A 16,623-nucleotide genomic window follows, 5' to 3' on the forward strand; every position below is an offset into this window, starting at 1 on the left:
CATCAAATGCGAAGAAGAAAGCCGCGATCTCAGGGTCGCGCGTGGCACGCGGAGTGACAACTCTCGGAATGCGATTTCCCCGCACTCGACGGTTATGTCGACTGCAGTGCCGGGCGCACGGCGTCCGGGAGGTCGTGTTCCACCGACATCAGGCTGCGCGAGCGCAGGGCGATCAGGTTGCCCGCCACGCAGGCCACGCCCAGCACGACGAACAGCAGACCGAGACCCCGCTGTGGGCCGACGCCGACGACGGCGCCCGCGGTGGTGGACAGTGCGCCATCCGCGCGGAGGAGGGGGATGAACACGTGGTCGGCGAGCGGGCCCGCCAACAGGTAACCGACCGGCGTGCTCGCCTGCGCCAGCATCCGGCGGATGGCGAACGCGCGGCCCTGCAGTTCCGGCGGGATCTTGAGCTGCCAGATGGCCTGACTGCAGGCGTTCACCACCGGCACGAGGAAGTGGAACGCGAACAGGCCCGCCACGGTGAGCACCACCGACGGCCGGGCACCCGCCGCGAGCAGGGCGCAGCCGATTCCCATGCCGCACAACACGATCGCGCGCACCCGCCGTGCCGGACCGCCCCACGCGGTCATCAGCACTCCCCCGGCCAGGAAACCGGCGGTGGCGAGGGAAACGGTCAGGCCGAGGTGGTCCGGTGTGGTCAGGGACAGCACCAGCGGCACGACCAGCACCGGCACGAACGAACACAACAGGTTCATCATCGCGAACTGGGTCAGCAGCCGGAGCAGGCCCGGGCGTTCGGACAGGTACCGCCATCCCACGCGCACGTCCGCGAGCAGCGACCCGTGTGGCCGCGGCGCCGGGTTGGGCACGCGCATCCCCAGCAGGCACGCGGCGGCGAACGCGAACGTCGCGCAGTCCACCAGCAGCACCGGGCCGAGGCCCGCCCCGACCACCAGCGCACCGCCGAGCAACGGTGAGATCGCCACCGAGGCCGCGCGGGCCAGTTCCGCCATCCCCGCCGCGCGAGTGAGGTGGTGCTTGGGCACCATCAGGGTGCTCGCCGCGGCGTAGGCCGGCCAGTGGAACGCACCCGCCAGCGCGGCGACGGCGCTCGCCACGTACACGTGCCAGATCGCCAGCCCGCCCGTCACGTGCAGCGCGTACAGTCCGGCCACCGCGGCCGCGGTGACGAGGTCGGCCGCCAGCATCGTGTACCGCCGGTCCCACCGGTCCACGAGCGTGCCCGCGAGCGGCGACAGGAACACCAGCGGGGCGCTCGACAGCACCGACATCAGCGCGAACTGCGTCACCGACCCGGTCTCCTGGTACACCCAGACACCGAGCGCGAACGTGGTCAGCCCGGTGCCGACGACCGACACGGCCTGGCTGAACCACAGGACCAGGAACACCATCAGGGCAACCAACCGCGGCGGGCGAGGTAGCGCATCGTGGTGGCCACGTAGCCGTCGTCGACCGGCACGCCCCGGTAGGGGCCCGCGTTGCGGGTGTCCACACGGGACATCGTGCGGTCCGCGGGACCGGCGAGGTCGTCGACCAGCGGTTCGAGCGGGTTGCCCTGCGCGTTGGCGGCGAGCGCGGCGTGCCACTCGTCGTACGGCACGCTCCGCACGTCGTACCCGGCCGCGCGGACCCGGTCGAACAGCGCGTTCCACGGCAACGGCTCGGGATCGACGAGGTGGAACGTCCCGGGTGGACCGAGCGACAGCGCGACCACCGCGGCGGCCACGGCGTCGACCGGCGCGACCGACAGCGGGTAGTCCCGCAGCGGCGCGAGTCCCAGCCGCACGCACCCGGTGATCATCTTGAGCACGTAGTCCTCGCTGTTCGCCACCCCCGTCCGGGAGTCCGGGAGCACGACGCCGGGCCGGTACACCGACACCGGGATCCCGCGTTCGCGGGCGAGCGCCACGACCCCCTCCGCGACCCACTTGCTCTCGCTGTAGCCGGTATCGTGCCCGGTCGGTGGCGGCAGCGGGGCGTCCTCGAACACCTCCGCCGCGCCGCCCGTGAACGCGCCGGCGAGGACGGCGAGCGTCGACACGTGGTGCACGGGCGTGACCCGGTGCCGGGTCGCGAGGCGCAGGACCTCCTGCGTGCCGCCCACGTTCGCCGGCTTGAGCGTGTGGTACGGCCGGGCGAAGTTCACCCACGCACCGCAGTGGTAGATCGCGTCGACCTCGTCGGCGAGCGCGTCGAACTCGCCGGGTGCGACCCCGAGCAGCGGCCGGGCCAGGTCGCCGGGCACGGCGTCGTACCGGTCGGGGTCCACCGCGAGACCGTACTCGGCGAACCGCGCGGCCAGCCGCTCCCGCCCGTCGGCCGCGGACTCGGCGCGGACGAGGCACCGGATCCGCGCGCCGGTGCGGGCGGCCAGCTCGGCGGCCAGGAACGGGCCGACGAACCCGGTCGCGCCCGTGAGCAGCACCGTCCGAAGTGGACCGGGGCGGGCGGGTGGCAGGCCTGCCGCGGTGATGTCCGCCGCCAGCTCGGGTTCGGCGGCCAGGTCGACGGCGGGCGCGACGTAGACGCCACCGGTCGCGCGGGCCTCGATCAGCTCGGCCAGCTGGGCGATGGTGGACGCCCGGTACACGTCGCCCGGGGTGAGCGGCACCCCGGCCGCCGTGCGCAGCCGCTTGACCATCTCGGAGAGCGCGAACGAGTTGCCGCCCACGGCGAAGAAGTCGGCGCCGGGCCCGAGCTCCGCGACGCCGAGCACCTCGGCCCAGGTGTCGCGGACGACCAGCTCCCGGGGCGTCAACGGTTCGGCCGCCACGGGCGCGGGGGCGTCCGCCTCGGGGTCCGCGGGGATCCAGTGCCTGCGGCCCTGGAACGGGTAGGTGGGCAGCGGCACCCGGCGGGGCACCGCGTCTCCGTGCACCGCTGCCCAGTCCGGTGCGCACCCCGCCTGCCACAGCCGGCCGACGGCGCCGAGCAGGTGCGCCACGTCCGACCCCGGGTCGCGCGGGTGGCGCATCGACGCGACCGCGACCGGCAACGGCGCGAGCCGCTGCGCGCCGACGAGCGACGTCAGCGTGTTGCCGGGGCCGACCTCCAGGAACACGCGGCCGGGCACGGCGGCGGCCTCGCGGACCGCCGAGGCGAAGCGGATCGGCTGCCGCAGGTGCCGCGCCCAGTAGGCCGGGTCGGTGGCGTCCGCCGGGGTGATCCACGTGCCGGTCACGCCGGACGTGAACGGGATCGTCGGCTCCCGCAGCTCGTAGCGGGCCATCTCGGCGGTGAACTCCGCGAGGTACGGCTCGACCAGGTGGGAGTGGCTCGCCAGCGCGATGTTGATCCGCCGGTGCTCCACCCCGGCCGCGGTGAGCGTGGCGGCCAGGTCCTCGACGGCCGCGCCCTCCCCGGAGACCAGGCTGAGCCGTGGCGCGTTCAGCGCCGCCAGCGAGAGGTCGTCGCCGAGCAGCGGCAGCACCTCGTCCTCGGACAGGCCGACCGCGAGCATCCGCCCGGTCGGCGCCCGCCCGAAGATCTCGCCGCGGGTGACGGCGAGGTCCAGCGCGTCGGCCGTGGAGAACACCCCGGCGACGCAGGCCGCCGCGTACTCGCCGAGGCTGTGCCCGACCATCCCGCTCGGCCGCACGCCCCAGGACAGCCACAGCCGGGCCAGTGCCAGCTCGACGGTCAGGATGCCGGCGAGCACCAGCCGCACGTCGTCCGGGTCGATCCCGTCCGGCGGGAAGAGCGACGGGAACAGGAACGCGCGCAGGTCCACGCCCAGCCTGCCGCGCACCAGGTCGGCGCACTCGTCCACGTCGCGGCGGAACCCCGCCTCGCCGCGGTACAGCTCGAGCCCCATGTCCGGGTACTGGCTGCCGCCGCCCGGGAACAGGAACACCACGTCGGAGCGGTGGTCCGGGGCGGTCGCGGTGGGCAGCGCGCGGTGGTCGCGCAGTGCTGCCGCCGCCTCGGCCGGGGTGCGGCACACCGCGAACCGGCGCACGTCGAACGCGTGCCTGCCGGCCTGCAGCGTGTAGGCGACGTCCGCGAGCCGCGTGCCGGCGTCGGTCACCCGGTCCGCGAGCCGCTCGCAGGCCTGGTCGAGCGCGCGGCGGTCGCGGGCCGACACCGTCAGCAGCTGCCACTCGCGTGCCGGGCCGGGGGCCGGCGGTGGCGGCGCCTCGCCGAGCACGGCGTGCGCGTTGGTGCCGCCGACGCCGAGCGAGGTGACACCGGCGACCCGCGGCGAGGCCCACGGTGTGGCGGCGGCAGGCACGTGGAACGGGCTGTCCTCGAGCTTCAGCTCGGGGTTGGGGCTCGTGAACCCCGCGACGGGCGGGATGACGCCGTGCTGCACCGCGAGCGTCGCGCGGATCAGCCCCGCGACCCCGGCCGCCGCGTCGAGGTGGCCGATGTTGGCCTTGACCGACCCGAGCGCGCACCAGCCGGTCCGGTCCCGTTCGCCCGCGGCGCGGAACGCCTGCGTCAGCGCGGCGACCTCGATCGGGTCCCCGACCGAGGTGCCGGTGCCGTGCGCCTCGACGTAACCGACCGCGCGGGCGTCGACGCCCGCGACCGCCTGCGCGGTGGCGACCACCTCGGCCTGCGCGTCGACGCTCGGCGCGGTGAAGCTGACCTTGCCGGAGCCGTCGTTGTTGATGGCGGAACCGCGGATGACCGCGCGGATCGTGTCCCGGTCGGCGACCGCGTCGGACAGCCTGCGCAGCACCACCGCGGCGCCGCCGTAACCGGGCACGGTGCCCCGCGCCCGCGCGTCGAACGGGCGGCAGTGCCCGTCCGGGGCGAACATCCCGGCACCGTCGGAGAGGTATCCGGTGTGCAGCGGGATGTTCAGGCAGACCCCGCCCGCGAGCGCCGCGTCGCTCTCGTACGCCCACAGCGACTGGCAGGCCAGGTGCACGGCGACCAGGCCGGTCGAGCACGCCGTCTGCACCGACAGCGCGGGCCCGCGCAGGTCCAGCAGGTACGACACGCGGGTGGCGAGGAAGTCCTTGTCGTTGAACGTCCGCGCGAGCGGCGCGTGCGGCGAGCGCATGAACGCCGCGTCGGCGTACAGGTTCAGCGGCAGGTACTTGTTCATGAAGCAGCCCGCGAACACCCCGACCGGCCCGCCGAACCCGCCCGGCGCGTGCCCGGCGTCCTCGAACGCCTCCCACGCGATCTCGAGGAACATCCGGTGCTGCGGGTCGGTGATGTCGGCTTCTCGTGGGCTGTAGCCGAAGAACTCGGCGTCGAACCGGTCCGCGTCCGGCACGACGGCCGAGGCGGGCACGTAGTCCGGGTCGGTGGCGGCCGGGTCGGCGAGTTCGGCCGGGTCGAACCAGGTGACCGACTCCACGCCCGCGCACTGGTTGCGCCAGAACTCGTCGAGGTCCCGCGCCCCGGGCAGCCTGCCCGCGATGCCGACGACGGCGATCGGCTCGATCTCGTCAGTCATGCGCTCTCCCGCCCTGCCGCGCCCTGGCGTGCCGGGCGAGCCCGGCGCGGCGCCGCCCGGCCAGCTCCGCGGCCTTGCTCGCGGCGTCGGCCGTGGCGGGGCCGGTGCGCTCCAGCGCGGCGGCGAGCGTGCCGATCGTCGGGTACCGGAACATGTCCACCAGCGACACCGGGGCGGGCAGCCGGTCGAGCAGCTCGGTGCGGACACCGAGCAGCAGCAACGAGTTGCCGCCCAGGTCGAAGAAGTTGTCGTCCAGTCCCACCCGGTCCAGCCGCAGCACGGTGCGCCAGACGTCGGCGATGGTGCGGGCGAGCCCGCTGTCCGCGGGCCGGAACACCGCCCGCACCGGCGTGTCGCCGTCGGGCAGCGCGGCCCGGTCGAGCTTTCCGTTGGGGGTCAACGGAAGCCTGTCCAGGACGGTGAGGCGGGCGGGCACCATGTAGTCCGGCAGCCGGTCGGCGAGGTGCGCACGCAGGGCGTGGGGGTCGGCGGTGCCGGTGTACCAGGCGGCCAGCGTCGCCGCGGCGCCCTCGCCGCGGACGGCCGCGACGGCCTGGCCGACGCCGGCGTGCTCGGCGAGCAGCGCCTCGATCTCGCCGAGCTCGATCCGGTGGCCGCGCAGTTTCACCTGGTGGTCGAGGCGGCCGAGGAACTCGAGCGTGCCGTCCGGTCCCCACCGCACCAGGTCACCGGTGCGGTAGACGCGGTCGCCGTCCGGGCCGGTGATGAACCGTTCGGCGGTGCGGGCCGGCCTGCCGAGGTACCCGGCGGCCACGCCCGGCCCGCCGAGCAGCAGCTCCCCCGGCACCCCGATCGGCGCCGGCCGCAGCTCGCGGTCGACGACGTGGGCGCGCACCCCGGCGAGCGGCCTGCCGATGCGCACGTCCGTGCCGTCGACCGGCGCCGACGTGGCCCAGATCGTGGCCTCGGTCGGGCCGTACATGTTGTGCACCGGTCCCGGGTGCGTGGCGAGCCGCGCGGCGAGGTCCTGCGGCAACGCCTCCCCGCCGACCAGCAGCGTGCCGACCGTCGCCAGCGCGGCCGCCGCGCCGGGGTCGTCGGTGAGCGCCCGCGCGAGCGACGGTGTGCACTGCAGGTGCGTGACGCCGTGCTCGCGGATGACGGCCGCCTCGGGCCGCCACGCCGCGCCCGCCCGGTGCCGCGCCTCGGCGAGGTCACGCAGCTCGGCGATCAGGGGCAGCGAGGCGAGCACGGCGTCCTCGTCGACGCCGAAGTCGACGAGGCAGGCCACCTCGTCCACGTCCGCCGCGGCGAGCCGTTCGACCACGGCGACCGCGTCCTCGGGGGTGCCGAGCAGGGCGGCGTGGCTGAAGAACCGGTCGAACGCGCGGTCCACCAGCGCGGTCAGCTCGTCGTCGGGCAGCGTCGCGATGTCGCGGTCGAGCCCACCGAGGTTGGACAGCAGGTCGATCGAGGTCCGCAGGTACGCCGAGAGGGGGCCGCGGACCCGTGCGCGCACCGCGTCGCGGTCCTCGCCGAGGAAGGTGTGCAGCATGACGGTGACGTGCGGTTCGCCCTCGCCGCGCCAGGAACGCCGGTACAGCGCGATCTTCTCGGCGAGCTGGTCGACGTCGTGGCCGAGGAGGTGGGTCAGCAGCCCGGCGCCGATCTCACCCGCGGTCCGGAACGTCTCCGGCGACTTGGCGCTGGTGAGCCACACCGGCAGCGACCGCTGCAGCGGGCGCGGGTACACGCGCAGCTCGACGTCCTCGCCGGTGCCGCTCCTGCGGTGGACCGGTTCGCCCCGCCACAGCGCCCGGACCTCCTCGATCGCGCGCAGCATCGCGGACCTGCGGTCGTCGTAGCGGTCCGGGGCGAGCGCGAAGTCACGTGCGTGCCAGCCGGACGCGAAGGAGATGCCGACGCGGCCGCCGGAGAGGTGGTCGACCACCGACCACTCCTCGGCCACCCGCAGCGGGTCGTGCAGCGGCGCCACCACCGAACCGGCGCGGACCGCCACCCGCTCGGTGATCGCGGCGACCGCGGCGCCGGTGACCGACGGGTTGGGGTAGAGCCCGCCGAAGGAGTGGAAGTGCCGTTCGGGCGTCCACACCGCGGTGAAGCCGGTGCGGTCGGCGAAGCGCGCGCCCTCCATCAGCAGCCGGTAACGCGGTCCGTCCCCCGCCGACTCGTTGCCGAAGTAGAACAGGCTGAACTCGGGCACCTTCCCGGGCGCGCCGGCGGCGGGCCGGTCGGCCTGCAGCACCACCCGGTAGCCGCGGGCCAGCGTCCACAGCAGCTCCAGGACGGAGATGTCGAAGGAGAAACTCGTCAGCGCGAGCCACACCCCGGGCTCGGTGCCGAGCAGTCGGTCCACGCCCGCGCCGAACGCGCCCAGGTTCCGGTGGGTGACCTGCACGCCCTTCGGTCTGCCGGTGGAACCGGAGGTGTAGATGACGTACGCGAGCCGGCCGGGATCGGCCACCGGGGACGGAGCGGTGCCCGCGGGCAGGTCGTCGACCGCCAGCACCGGCGCGGGCAGCGCGCGTGCTCGCCGGGCGAGGCCGCGACGCGTCAGCACCAGCGGGCAGCCGGAGTCGCGCACCATGAACGCGAGCCGCTCATCCGGGTAGGCCGGGTCGAGCGGCAGGTACGCGGCCCCGGCCCGCAGCACGCCGAGGATCGCGACGAGCAGCTCCGGCGTGCGGTCCAGGTACACGCCCACGACCGTGTCCCGGCCGATCCCGTCCGCGTGGAGGCGAGCGGCGACCGCGTCGGCGGCGGCGAGCAGTTCACCGCGGGTCATCGTGCGGTCGCCCGCGAGCAGCGCGGGCTCGTCCGGCGCCGCGGCCGCGTGCCGGGCCACGAGGTCGGTCAGATCCTCCACATCGGACAGCTCCGGCCCGCGGGACCACGAGGCGAGCAGCTCGCGCTCGTCCGGTGGCAGCAGGTCCAGCTCGGCGACGGGGATGTCCTGGTGCGCGGCGACGGAGCCGAGCAGCGTCCGGAACCGGGCGGCCACACGCTCCGCGGTGTCCGGCCGGTACAGGTCGGTGCAGTACTCCAGCCGCGCCGAGATCTCGTCGCCGGTCCTGGTCAGGCTCAGCGTGAGGTCGAACTTGGCCGTGTCGGTGTCCTCGTGCTCCTCGGTGACCGCGCAGCCGGGCAGCACGAGTGCCACCTCGTCCTCGTCCCGCAGGCTGAACAGCACGCCGAACACGGGGTTGTGCGCGAGGTCGCGGTCGGGGTGCAGCTCCTCCACGAGCCGCTCGAACGGCAGGTCGGCATGGGTGATCCCCGCGGCGACCTCCGCCCAGCACCGCCGCAGCAGCTCGGTGAACGTCGGCCTGCCACTCAGGTCGAGCCGCAGCACCAGGGTGTTGGCGAAGAACCCGGCCAGCCCCGTGTACTCCGGCCGGTCCCGCACGGCGACCGGCACACCCACCACCACGTCGTCCTCGCCGGAGCAGCGGGCCACCAGGACGCCGAACACCGCGAGCAGCGCGGTGAACAACGTCGTGCCTTCCCACCGGGCCAGCGCGGCGAGCGCCGCGACGGCGTCCGGTGGGAGCGGCACCGTCACCTGCCCGCCGCGGAAGGTCTGCACGGTCGGTCTCGGCAGGTCGGCGGGGAGACCGGACGGTGTGGCGCCGCCCAGGCGTTCCCGCCAGTACCGCAGGGTTTCCTCGGCCACCGGCCGCGCGACCTGCGCCGCGGCGAAGTCGGTGTAGCGGGCGGGCAGGGGCGGCAGCGGGGTGCCCGCGTAGAGCGCGGACAGGTCCCGGCACAGCACCCCCACGGTCGCGGCGTCGCACGCGATGTGGTGCAGGTTCAGCAACAGCCGGTGGTCCTCCGGCCCGTGCCGCACCAGCGCCGCGCGGAACACCTCACCCTCGGCGAGGTCGAACGGCTCCCGCGCCAGCGCCGCGGCGTCCCCGTCGGACACCACGGGCAGGGCCACCGCACGCGGTGGCAGGACGAGCTGGCGCGGCTCCCCGGCGACGACCCGGTAGGCGGTGCGCAGGACCTCGTGCCGGTCGACGAGCGCGGACAGCGCGGCACGCAACGCCGCGACGTTCAGCGGACCGCGGATGCGGTAGCCCAGCGGCACGTTGTACACCGGGAGGCCGGGCTGGAGCTGTTCGAGGAACCACAGTCTGCGCTGCGGGTAGGACAACGGGTGGGTCGGCGTGGACATCAGGCGCCTGCCGGGGTGAAGTGCCAGTCGGCCTCGCCGCCGCGCACGTCCAGCACCGAGCTGCCGCCGTAGGACTCCGTCGCACTGTCCACTTCGGAGGCCGAGACGCGCACCCGGGTGACACCGCTGGGTTCCCCGCGTGCCAGCCGGATCGACACGCCGGGGCCCACCAGCTCGTCGGCGGCGGTCTGCTCCCAGCCCAGCGCGGTGAGCGTCCTGGCCAGCCGGTCGGCCAGGTCGGCACGCAGCCGCAGCGCGATCGCGGTGACGTCACCCATCGGCAGGTCCGGCGGCGGCGCGCCGCCCAGCTGGGCGTCGAGGTAGCCCGCGCGGCTGAGCGACCCGTCCTCGGACACCGCGCCGATGTGCGCGTAGTACTCGGTGGTCACCTCCGCGACCATCAGCAGGAACGGGTTGTCCGGCCCCAGTTCCGGCCGGATCAGGTGGTACCACGGGCGCATCCCGGACTCGCCCTCCACCTGCCGCTCGACCAGCTCGTAGGTGAACGGGACCCCGGCGGCGGTGAGCGCGTCGCGCGCGGCGGCCGACGAACCGGGTTCCTCGAACGACAGCACCAGTCCCCCGGTGACGTCGGGCAGGGGCGGAGCGGTCACGTCGAACAGCTCGACCATCGTGCTGTGCCCCACCACCGTGGCACACGAGTAGCGGCCGGCGAGCGAACTCTCGGACTCCTTGACCGAGAACCGGCTGAACCCCGGGAGGAGGGCGGACGCCAGCACGTCGCGGTAGGCGTCCGGGTCGAGCATCACGATCACGTGGTCGAGGTGCGCGGTCAGCGTTGTCGTGGGCATGGCTCTCCTCAGGCTCGGACCGGCAGCGCGCGCAGCACCCGCAGGGACACCATGGGGTTCCACTCGGGCGTGCCGTCGGCGGTCAGGTCCGGGAAGCGTTCGAACACGGCCCGCACCGCGACCTCGCCCTCCAGCTGTGCGAGCGGTCCGCCGAGGCAGTAGTGGACGCCGACACCGAACGAGTGGTTGGCCCGCTGCGGCCGGGTGATGTCGAACCGCTCCGGGTCGGCGAACACCTCGGGGTCGCGGTTGGCGGCGGCGAACATCACGAGCACCGAGTCGCCCTCGGCGATGTGCCGCCCGGCCACCTCGACGTCCTCGTGCGCGATCCGGTTGGTGGCCTGCACGGGTGGCTCGTAGCGCAGCGCCTCCTGGACCGCGCCGGGCGCGAGGTCCCAGTTCGCGGTCAGCAGGGCGCGCTGGCCGGGGTTGGTGAGCAACAGGTGCAGCGCGCTGCCGATCAGCCCGGTGGTGGTCTGGAACCCCGCGCCGGCGACGAACAGGAACATGATGTTCGCGACCAGTTCCTCGTCGTCGAGGATCCCGTTGTCGTTCCCCGCGATCATCGCGGAGATGACGTCCTCGCCCGGGTTCCTGCGCCGCTCGCCGACCAGGCCCGTCAGGTACCCGGCGGCGCGGTCGATCGACGCACCCGCCCGGCGCCAGGTCTCGTCGCTGGTGAGCACGTCCACGGCCTGCCAGTCGCGGGAGCACTCGACGAGCAGCGCGCTGCCCTCGTCGGGTAGCCCGAGGATCTCCGTGATCACCCGGACCGGCAGCGGGTAGGCCAGCTCCGCGATGAGGTCCGCGCTGCCCCGCTCGGCGAGCCCGTCGAGCAGCTCGTGCGCGATCTCGGCGACCCGCGGGCGCAGCGCCGCGACGGCGGAGGCGGTGAAGTACGGCTGGAGCAGCTTGCGCAGCCGGGTGTGGTCGGGCGGGTCGCGGTGCACGATCCACAACCCCGAGGTGTCGAAGAACGTGCGTGCCGCCTCGGGCACGGCCGGAGCGTCCTCAGTGGACTCCGCGAACGTGACCGTCTTGCGTTCCTTGCCGAAGCGCGGGTCGCGCAGCACCGCGATCGCGTCGGCGTGCCGGAACAGGTACCAGGCGCCGGCGTACCCGGCGAGGCTCGTGTGTCCCCAGTGGACGGGGTCGGCCGCGCGGTAGCGGGCGTAGGTCGGGTAGGGATCGGTCTTGAGCACGTCGGCGCCCATGTCGAACCGGGCGAGGTCGGTCGAGGTCATCGGTGGCCTCCTGCAGGGGTCAGCGCGGCGGCCAGCGCGGCCACGGTCGGCTTCGTGAAGACGTCGGCGATGGTGATCTCGCCACCCAGCTCGTGCACGACCTTCACGGCGTTGAGCGAGTGGCCGCCGAGCGCGAAGAAGTTGTCGGCGCGGGACTCCACCCGCACGCCGAGCACGACCCGGAAGGCGGACGCCACCCGGTGCTCGGCCGGACCGTCCGGTGGGCCGTCGGTGCCTGCCGGTGCCTCCTCCGGCGCGGGGAGGGCGGCGCGGTCCACCTTGCCGTTGGCGGTCAGCGGGAGCCGGTCCAGCTGCTGCCACAGCGCGGGCACCATCACCGACGGGAGCACCCGGCCCAGGTCGTCGGCGAGTGCGCGGGTGTCGACCGGCCCGGCGGCCGGCACGAGGTAGCCGACCAGCCGCTTCCGGTCCGGGTGCACGAGCACCGCGGCCGCGCGCACCGCCGGGTGGGCGACCAGCGCGGCCTCGACCTCGGCGGGCTCGATGCGCACCCCGCGCACCTTCACCTGGTCGTCCAGGCGGCCGAGGAACTCCAGCGTGCCGTCCTGGCGCTGCCGGACGCGGTCGCCGGTGCGGTACACCCGTACGCCGTCGACGGTGGTGAACGCGGCACGCGTCGCGTCCGGCCGCCCGTGGTAGCCGCGGGCGAGGCTCTCGCCGGTGAGGCACAGCTCGCCGGGGACACCGGCGGGCACGGGCCGCAGGCGGGCGTCGAGCACCAGCGTCCCCACACCGTCGATGGCGGTGCCGATGTCCGGCAGCCCCGCACCGTCCGGCGACACCGGTCCCGCGGTGGCGACGACGGTGTTCTCGGTCGGGCCGTACTGGTTGGTGACCGTGAACGGCAACCCGGCCGGCGGGCGGCGGGTGAGCCGGTCGCCGCCGGTCATCAGGTGGCGCAGCGCGTAGCCGGCCGGCCAGTCGAGGCCGAACAGCAGCTCCGCGACGGGCGTCGCCACGAACGCGACGGTGATGCCCTGCGCGCACAGCCAGTCGCGGACCGCGGGCGCGGTGGCCCGCGCCTCGTCCGGTGCCAAGTGGACGGTCGCACCGGCCGCGAGCGCCGGGAAGATCTCCTCGACGATCGCGTCGAAACCGAGCCCCGCCAGGTGGCTCACCCGCTCGCCCGGCCCGAGGTCGTAGGCCCGGCGGTGCCAGCGCACGAGGTTGGCGAGCCCGCGGTGGGTGACGGCCACGCCACGCGGCTCGCCGGTGGAGCCGGACGTGTAGAGCACGTAGGCGAGCTGTTCCGGCGCCACCTCGGGCAACGCGGCGGCCGCGCGTGCGCCGGGCCGCAGCCACCGCACGTCCGTCCCGAGTGGAGCGTCGACGGTGATCCCGACGGTCGCGCCGCTGTCGGCGAGGATGCGTTCCCGCCGGGCGGCGGGCTGTGCCGGGTCGAGCGGGACGAACGCGCCACCGGCCCGCAGGACGGCGAGCAGCGCGACGATCCAGTCCGGGGTGCGGTGCAGGGCGACCGCGACCGGGGTGTCGGCGCGGACGCCCTCGGCCACCAGCGCCGCCGCCGTGGCGGTCACCGCGGCCGCCAGCTCCGCGAACGTCAGGGTCTCGCCCGCGGGCCCGGACACCGCGACCGCGTCCGGCCGGGTGGTGGCGTGCCGGGCGACCAGCTCGGCGACCGGCGGGCCGGGATCGGTCACCGCGGGCACCGCGCGGGCCGGGGACCCGGCTTCGAGCGGTAGGTCGCCGATGGCGGCGTCCGGGGTGGCGACGATCGCGCGCAGCAGCGCGACGTAGTGCCCGGCCATGCGCTCCACGGTGGCGCGGTCGACGACGTCGGTGCTGAACTCCCACCACAGGTAGGCGTCCTGTCCGGCGACGTCGTGCAGGCCGACCCGCTGTTCGGGGCGGGCCACCACGATCACGTTGAGGTCGGCCTTCGCGGTCCGGTTGGCGAAGTCGACCAGCTCGCCACGCACACCGGGCAGGACGAGGTCGGGCATCGCGGCGTCGTGGAAGCTGAACAGCACCTGGCTCAACGGGTTCACGCTCAGGTCCCGGTCCAGCCGCAACGCCGCGACCACGTCACCGAACGGCGCGTCCTGGTGGGCGTACGCGTCCTCGGTGACCCGGCGGACCCGGTCGAGCAGCACCGTGAAGCTCGGGTCGCCGGACGCGTCCAGCCGCAGCGCCACGGTGTTGACGAACATGCCGATCAGCGGCTCGGTCTCCGGCGTGCGGCCCGCGACACCGGTGGCGACGACCATGTCGGTCGCGGCGGTGTACCGGTGGAGCAGGACCTCGAACGCGGCGAGCATGACCATGAACGGCGTGGCGCCGTGCCGCACCGCCAGGTCACGCAGCGCGTGGAACAGCGGGCCGTCGAGCGGCACCGAGCACGCGTCGCCCGCGTGGGTGGGACGCGGCGGGCGCGGGCGGTCCAGCGGCAGCTCCAGCAGCGGCGGTGCGCCGCGGAGCCGCTCGACGAAGTAGGCGACGTCCTGCGCGTGGTGCCCGGCCGCGTGCCTGCGCCGCTGCCAGGCCGCGATGTCCGCGAACTGCAGGGGCAGCTCGGGCAGGACCTCGCCGCGGTAGTGCTGGGTCAGCTCGCGCAGGAACACGCCGAGGCTCCAGCCGTCGTGCACGAAGTGGTGTTCGACCTGGACGAGCAGGTGGTCACCGTCATCGAGCCGGTACAGCCGCCAGCGCACCAGCGGCAGCTCGCCGGGGTCGAGGCGGTCCCGGACGAACGCGTCGATCTCGCCCGCCGGGGCGTGCTCGACCACCGGCAGTTCGACCGGGAACGGCGGGTGGATCACCTGCCGGAGTTCGCCGTCGATCTCGGTGAAGGTGGTGCGCAGGATCTCGTGGCGGCGCACGATGGCCGTCAGCGCCGCGGCCAGCCGTGGGACGTCGAGGTCGCCGCGCCAGCGGATGCCGAACTGGTACTGGTAGGCGGCGGAGCCGGGTACGAGTTTCTGGAGGAACCACACCCGTTCCTGCACGAGCCCCACCGGCAGCGGCCGGTCCCTCGGCACGCGCACCGGCGGCTCGGGAGCGGGGCGGTCGTCCCGCTCGGCGACCGCGAGGAGCCCGGCGACCGTGCGCCGCTCGAACACGTCGGTGACGGTGAACCGCAGCCCGAGCCGGGTCCGTGCGAGGCCGACGAGGCGGGTCGCGAGCAGGCTGTGCCCACCCGCGGCGAAGAAGTCCTCGTGCTCGCCGACCTCGGCGCCGAGCAGCTCGGCGACCAGGCCGTGCAACCCGTCACCCGTGGGTGTGGCAGCGGTGGCGGGTTCGGGCAGCGCCGCCCGGTCGACCTTGCCGCTGGGCAGGCGGGGCAGCTCGGGCAGGGTCGTCAGGTAGGCGGGCACCAGGTGCTCGGGCACGCGCGCCGCCAGGTGTGCGCGCAGTGCCGCCGCCGACGGCTCGGTGCCCGCGCGGGGCACGACGTAGGCGGCCAGGCGGGTCTCCCCCGCCCGCGTCACGGGAACCACCGCGGCGACCCCGACATCGGGGTGACCGAGCAGTGCCGCCTCGACCTCCGACGGCTCGACCCGCAGGCCGCGCAGCTTCACCTGCTGGTCGACCCGGCCGAGGTAGCTCAGCGCGCCGTCCGGCCGTTCGCGCACGAGGTCGCCGGTGCGGTAGAGCCGCTCCCCCGGCGTGAACGGGTTCGGGACGAACCGTTCCGCGGTCAGCGCCGGTGCGCCGAGGTAGCCGCGGGCGAGCTGGACGCCGCCGACGCACAGCTCCCCGGGCGTGCCCGGCGGCACCGGCGCGAGCCGGTCGTCGAGCACGTGGGCCGTGGTGCCCGGGCCGGGGTGCCCGATGGGCACGTCGCCGCCGGGCCGGCACATCCAGGCGAGCACGTCGACCGCGGTCTCGGTCGGCCCGTAGCGGTTGGCCAGCTCGCACCGCGGGTGGCGGGCGAAGAACCGGTCGGCCAGCACGGGGTCGAGCGCCTCGCCGCCGGAGATCACCAGCCGCAGCGCGGGCAGGTCGGCGAACGACTCGTGGTCGACCAGCACGGCCAGCATCGACGGCACCAGCTGGACCACCGTGACCCGCTGCCGCGCCATGACCGCGACGAGGTAGTCGGCGTCCTTGTGGCCGCCGGGGGCCGCGAGCACGACGGTCGCGCCCACGGCGAGGGTCCAGAGCAGCTCGGAGATCGACACGTCGAAGGTCGTGGCCGTGTGGTGCAACATCCGGTCGCCGGCCGTCAGGTGGTGATCGTCCTGGCTCCACGCGACCTGGTTGGCGATCGCCCGGTGCTCGACGACCACCCCCTTCGGCCTGCCGGACGAGCCGGAGGTGAACAGCACGTACGCGGCCTGCTCCGGCCGCACGGCCACGGAGCCCGCCACAGGCAGCCCGTCGAGCGCGGTCAGCCGGTCGTCCACCTCGAGCACCGGCTGACCGGTGATCGCGCGCACCCGTTCGGCGAGGTGGGGCTGGGTCAGCACGAGCGAGGCACCGGCCTCCGCGAGGAACTCGGCCGAACGGGGATCGTCGACGTCCACCGGGAGGTGGCAGCCGCCTGCCCGCAGCACCGCGACCACCGCCACCGGCAGCGCCGCGCCCCGGTGCATGGCCACGCCGACCACGGTCTCGGCGCCCACCCCGGCGGACGTGAGCAGTCCGGCGAGCTGCGCGGCCCGGTGGCCGAGCACACCGTAGGTCAGCCCGGGACCGGGACCGTCATCGACCACCGCGAGCCGCTCGGGCTCCCGCGCCGCCCACCCGTCGACGGCCGCGGGCAACAAGCGGATCATCGGCCGTTCCCTCCCGCGCCCGCGCGTGCCCGCCGGGTATTCCGCTGGAGAAGCAGCCCGAGTTCTCGTGAAAACACCGCTGACACCGTTCCGGTGCCCATTTTCCCGAACGCGCCCGAGCCACCGCACATCACAGCCGAAACCATCCCGCCGCCGTCCCTGTCATTTCCGGAGCACGCGCCTGCCTGCGACAACGCAGCAGGCAGCGCGGCCGCTCCAGGCCTCCGCGACACAAGAATCCCGAAATCGC

General features: G+C 74.7%; 6 protein-coding genes. All 6 read right to left on the reverse strand.

Annotated features, from left to right (window positions below):
- Positions 1-92 precede the first annotated feature (92 nt).
- From ACYQ77_RS11845 to ACYQ77_RS11870, 6 genes are read right to left on the reverse strand one after another with little or no spacing between them, the layout of a single operon-like run.
- Positions 93-1,376, reverse strand: a complete 1,284-nt coding sequence (locus ACYQ77_RS11845) for an MFS transporter (RefSeq protein WP_459710309.1) — start codon at positions 1,374-1,376, stop codon at positions 93-95.
- A complete protein-coding gene (locus tag ACYQ77_RS11850; protein ID WP_459710311.1) occupies positions 1,376-5,398 on the reverse strand; it encodes a type I polyketide synthase in 4,023 nt (1,340 codons plus the stop codon). The genes ACYQ77_RS11845 and ACYQ77_RS11850 overlap by 1 nt, the downstream gene beginning before the upstream one ends.
- Positions 5,391-9,557, reverse strand: coding sequence for a MupA/Atu3671 family FMN-dependent luciferase-like monooxygenase (locus tag ACYQ77_RS11855; RefSeq protein WP_459710312.1), 4,167 nt, complete (start codon positions 9,555-9,557; stop codon positions 5,391-5,393). The genes ACYQ77_RS11850 and ACYQ77_RS11855 overlap by 8 nt, the downstream gene beginning before the upstream one ends.
- Positions 9,557-10,369 (reverse strand): DUF5829 family protein, encoded by an 813-nt coding sequence (locus tag ACYQ77_RS11860; protein WP_459710314.1) that lies wholly within the window; start codon positions 10,367-10,369, stop codon positions 9,557-9,559. Before ACYQ77_RS11860 ends, ACYQ77_RS11855 begins: the two co-directional genes overlap by 1 nt.
- An 8-nt stretch (positions 10,370-10,377) precedes the next feature.
- Positions 10,378-11,613: a cytochrome P450 gene (locus tag ACYQ77_RS11865; protein ID WP_459710316.1), complete on the reverse strand. Its 1,236-nt coding sequence runs from the start codon at positions 11,611-11,613 to the stop codon at positions 10,378-10,380.
- Positions 11,610-16,373 (reverse strand): amino acid adenylation domain-containing protein, encoded by a 4,764-nt coding sequence (locus ACYQ77_RS11870; protein ID WP_459710317.1) that lies wholly within the window; start codon positions 16,371-16,373, stop codon positions 11,610-11,612. Before ACYQ77_RS11870 ends, ACYQ77_RS11865 begins: the two co-directional genes overlap by 4 nt.
- Between the last annotated feature and the right edge of the window lie 250 nt (positions 16,374-16,623).

This window comes from Actinophytocola sp. KF-1 (assembly GCF_054661535.1).

What these genes read in the sequence shown, in the direction of transcription:
- ACYQ77_RS11845 (WP_459710309.1), bottom strand. Translation starts at nt 1,376, where the DNA reads ATGGTGTTCCTGGTCCTGTGGTTCAGCCAGGCCGTGTCGGTCGTCGGC.
- ACYQ77_RS11850 (WP_459710311.1), bottom strand. Translation starts at nt 5,398, where the DNA reads ATGACTGACGAGATCGAGCCGATCGCCGTCGTCGGCATCGCGGGCAGG.
- ACYQ77_RS11855 (WP_459710312.1), bottom strand. Translation starts at nt 9,557, where the DNA reads ATGTCCACGCCGACCCACCCGTTGTCCTACCCGCAGCGCAGACTGTGG.
- ACYQ77_RS11860 (WP_459710314.1), bottom strand. Translation starts at nt 10,369, where the DNA reads ATGCCCACGACAACGCTGACCGCGCACCTCGACCACGTGATCGTGATG.
- ACYQ77_RS11865 (WP_459710316.1), bottom strand. Translation starts at nt 11,613, where the DNA reads ATGACCTCGACCGACCTCGCCCGGTTCGACATGGGCGCCGACGTGCTC.
- ACYQ77_RS11870 (WP_459710317.1), bottom strand. Translation starts at nt 16,373, where the DNA reads ATGATCCGCTTGTTGCCCGCGGCCGTCGACGGGTGGGCGGCGCGGGAG.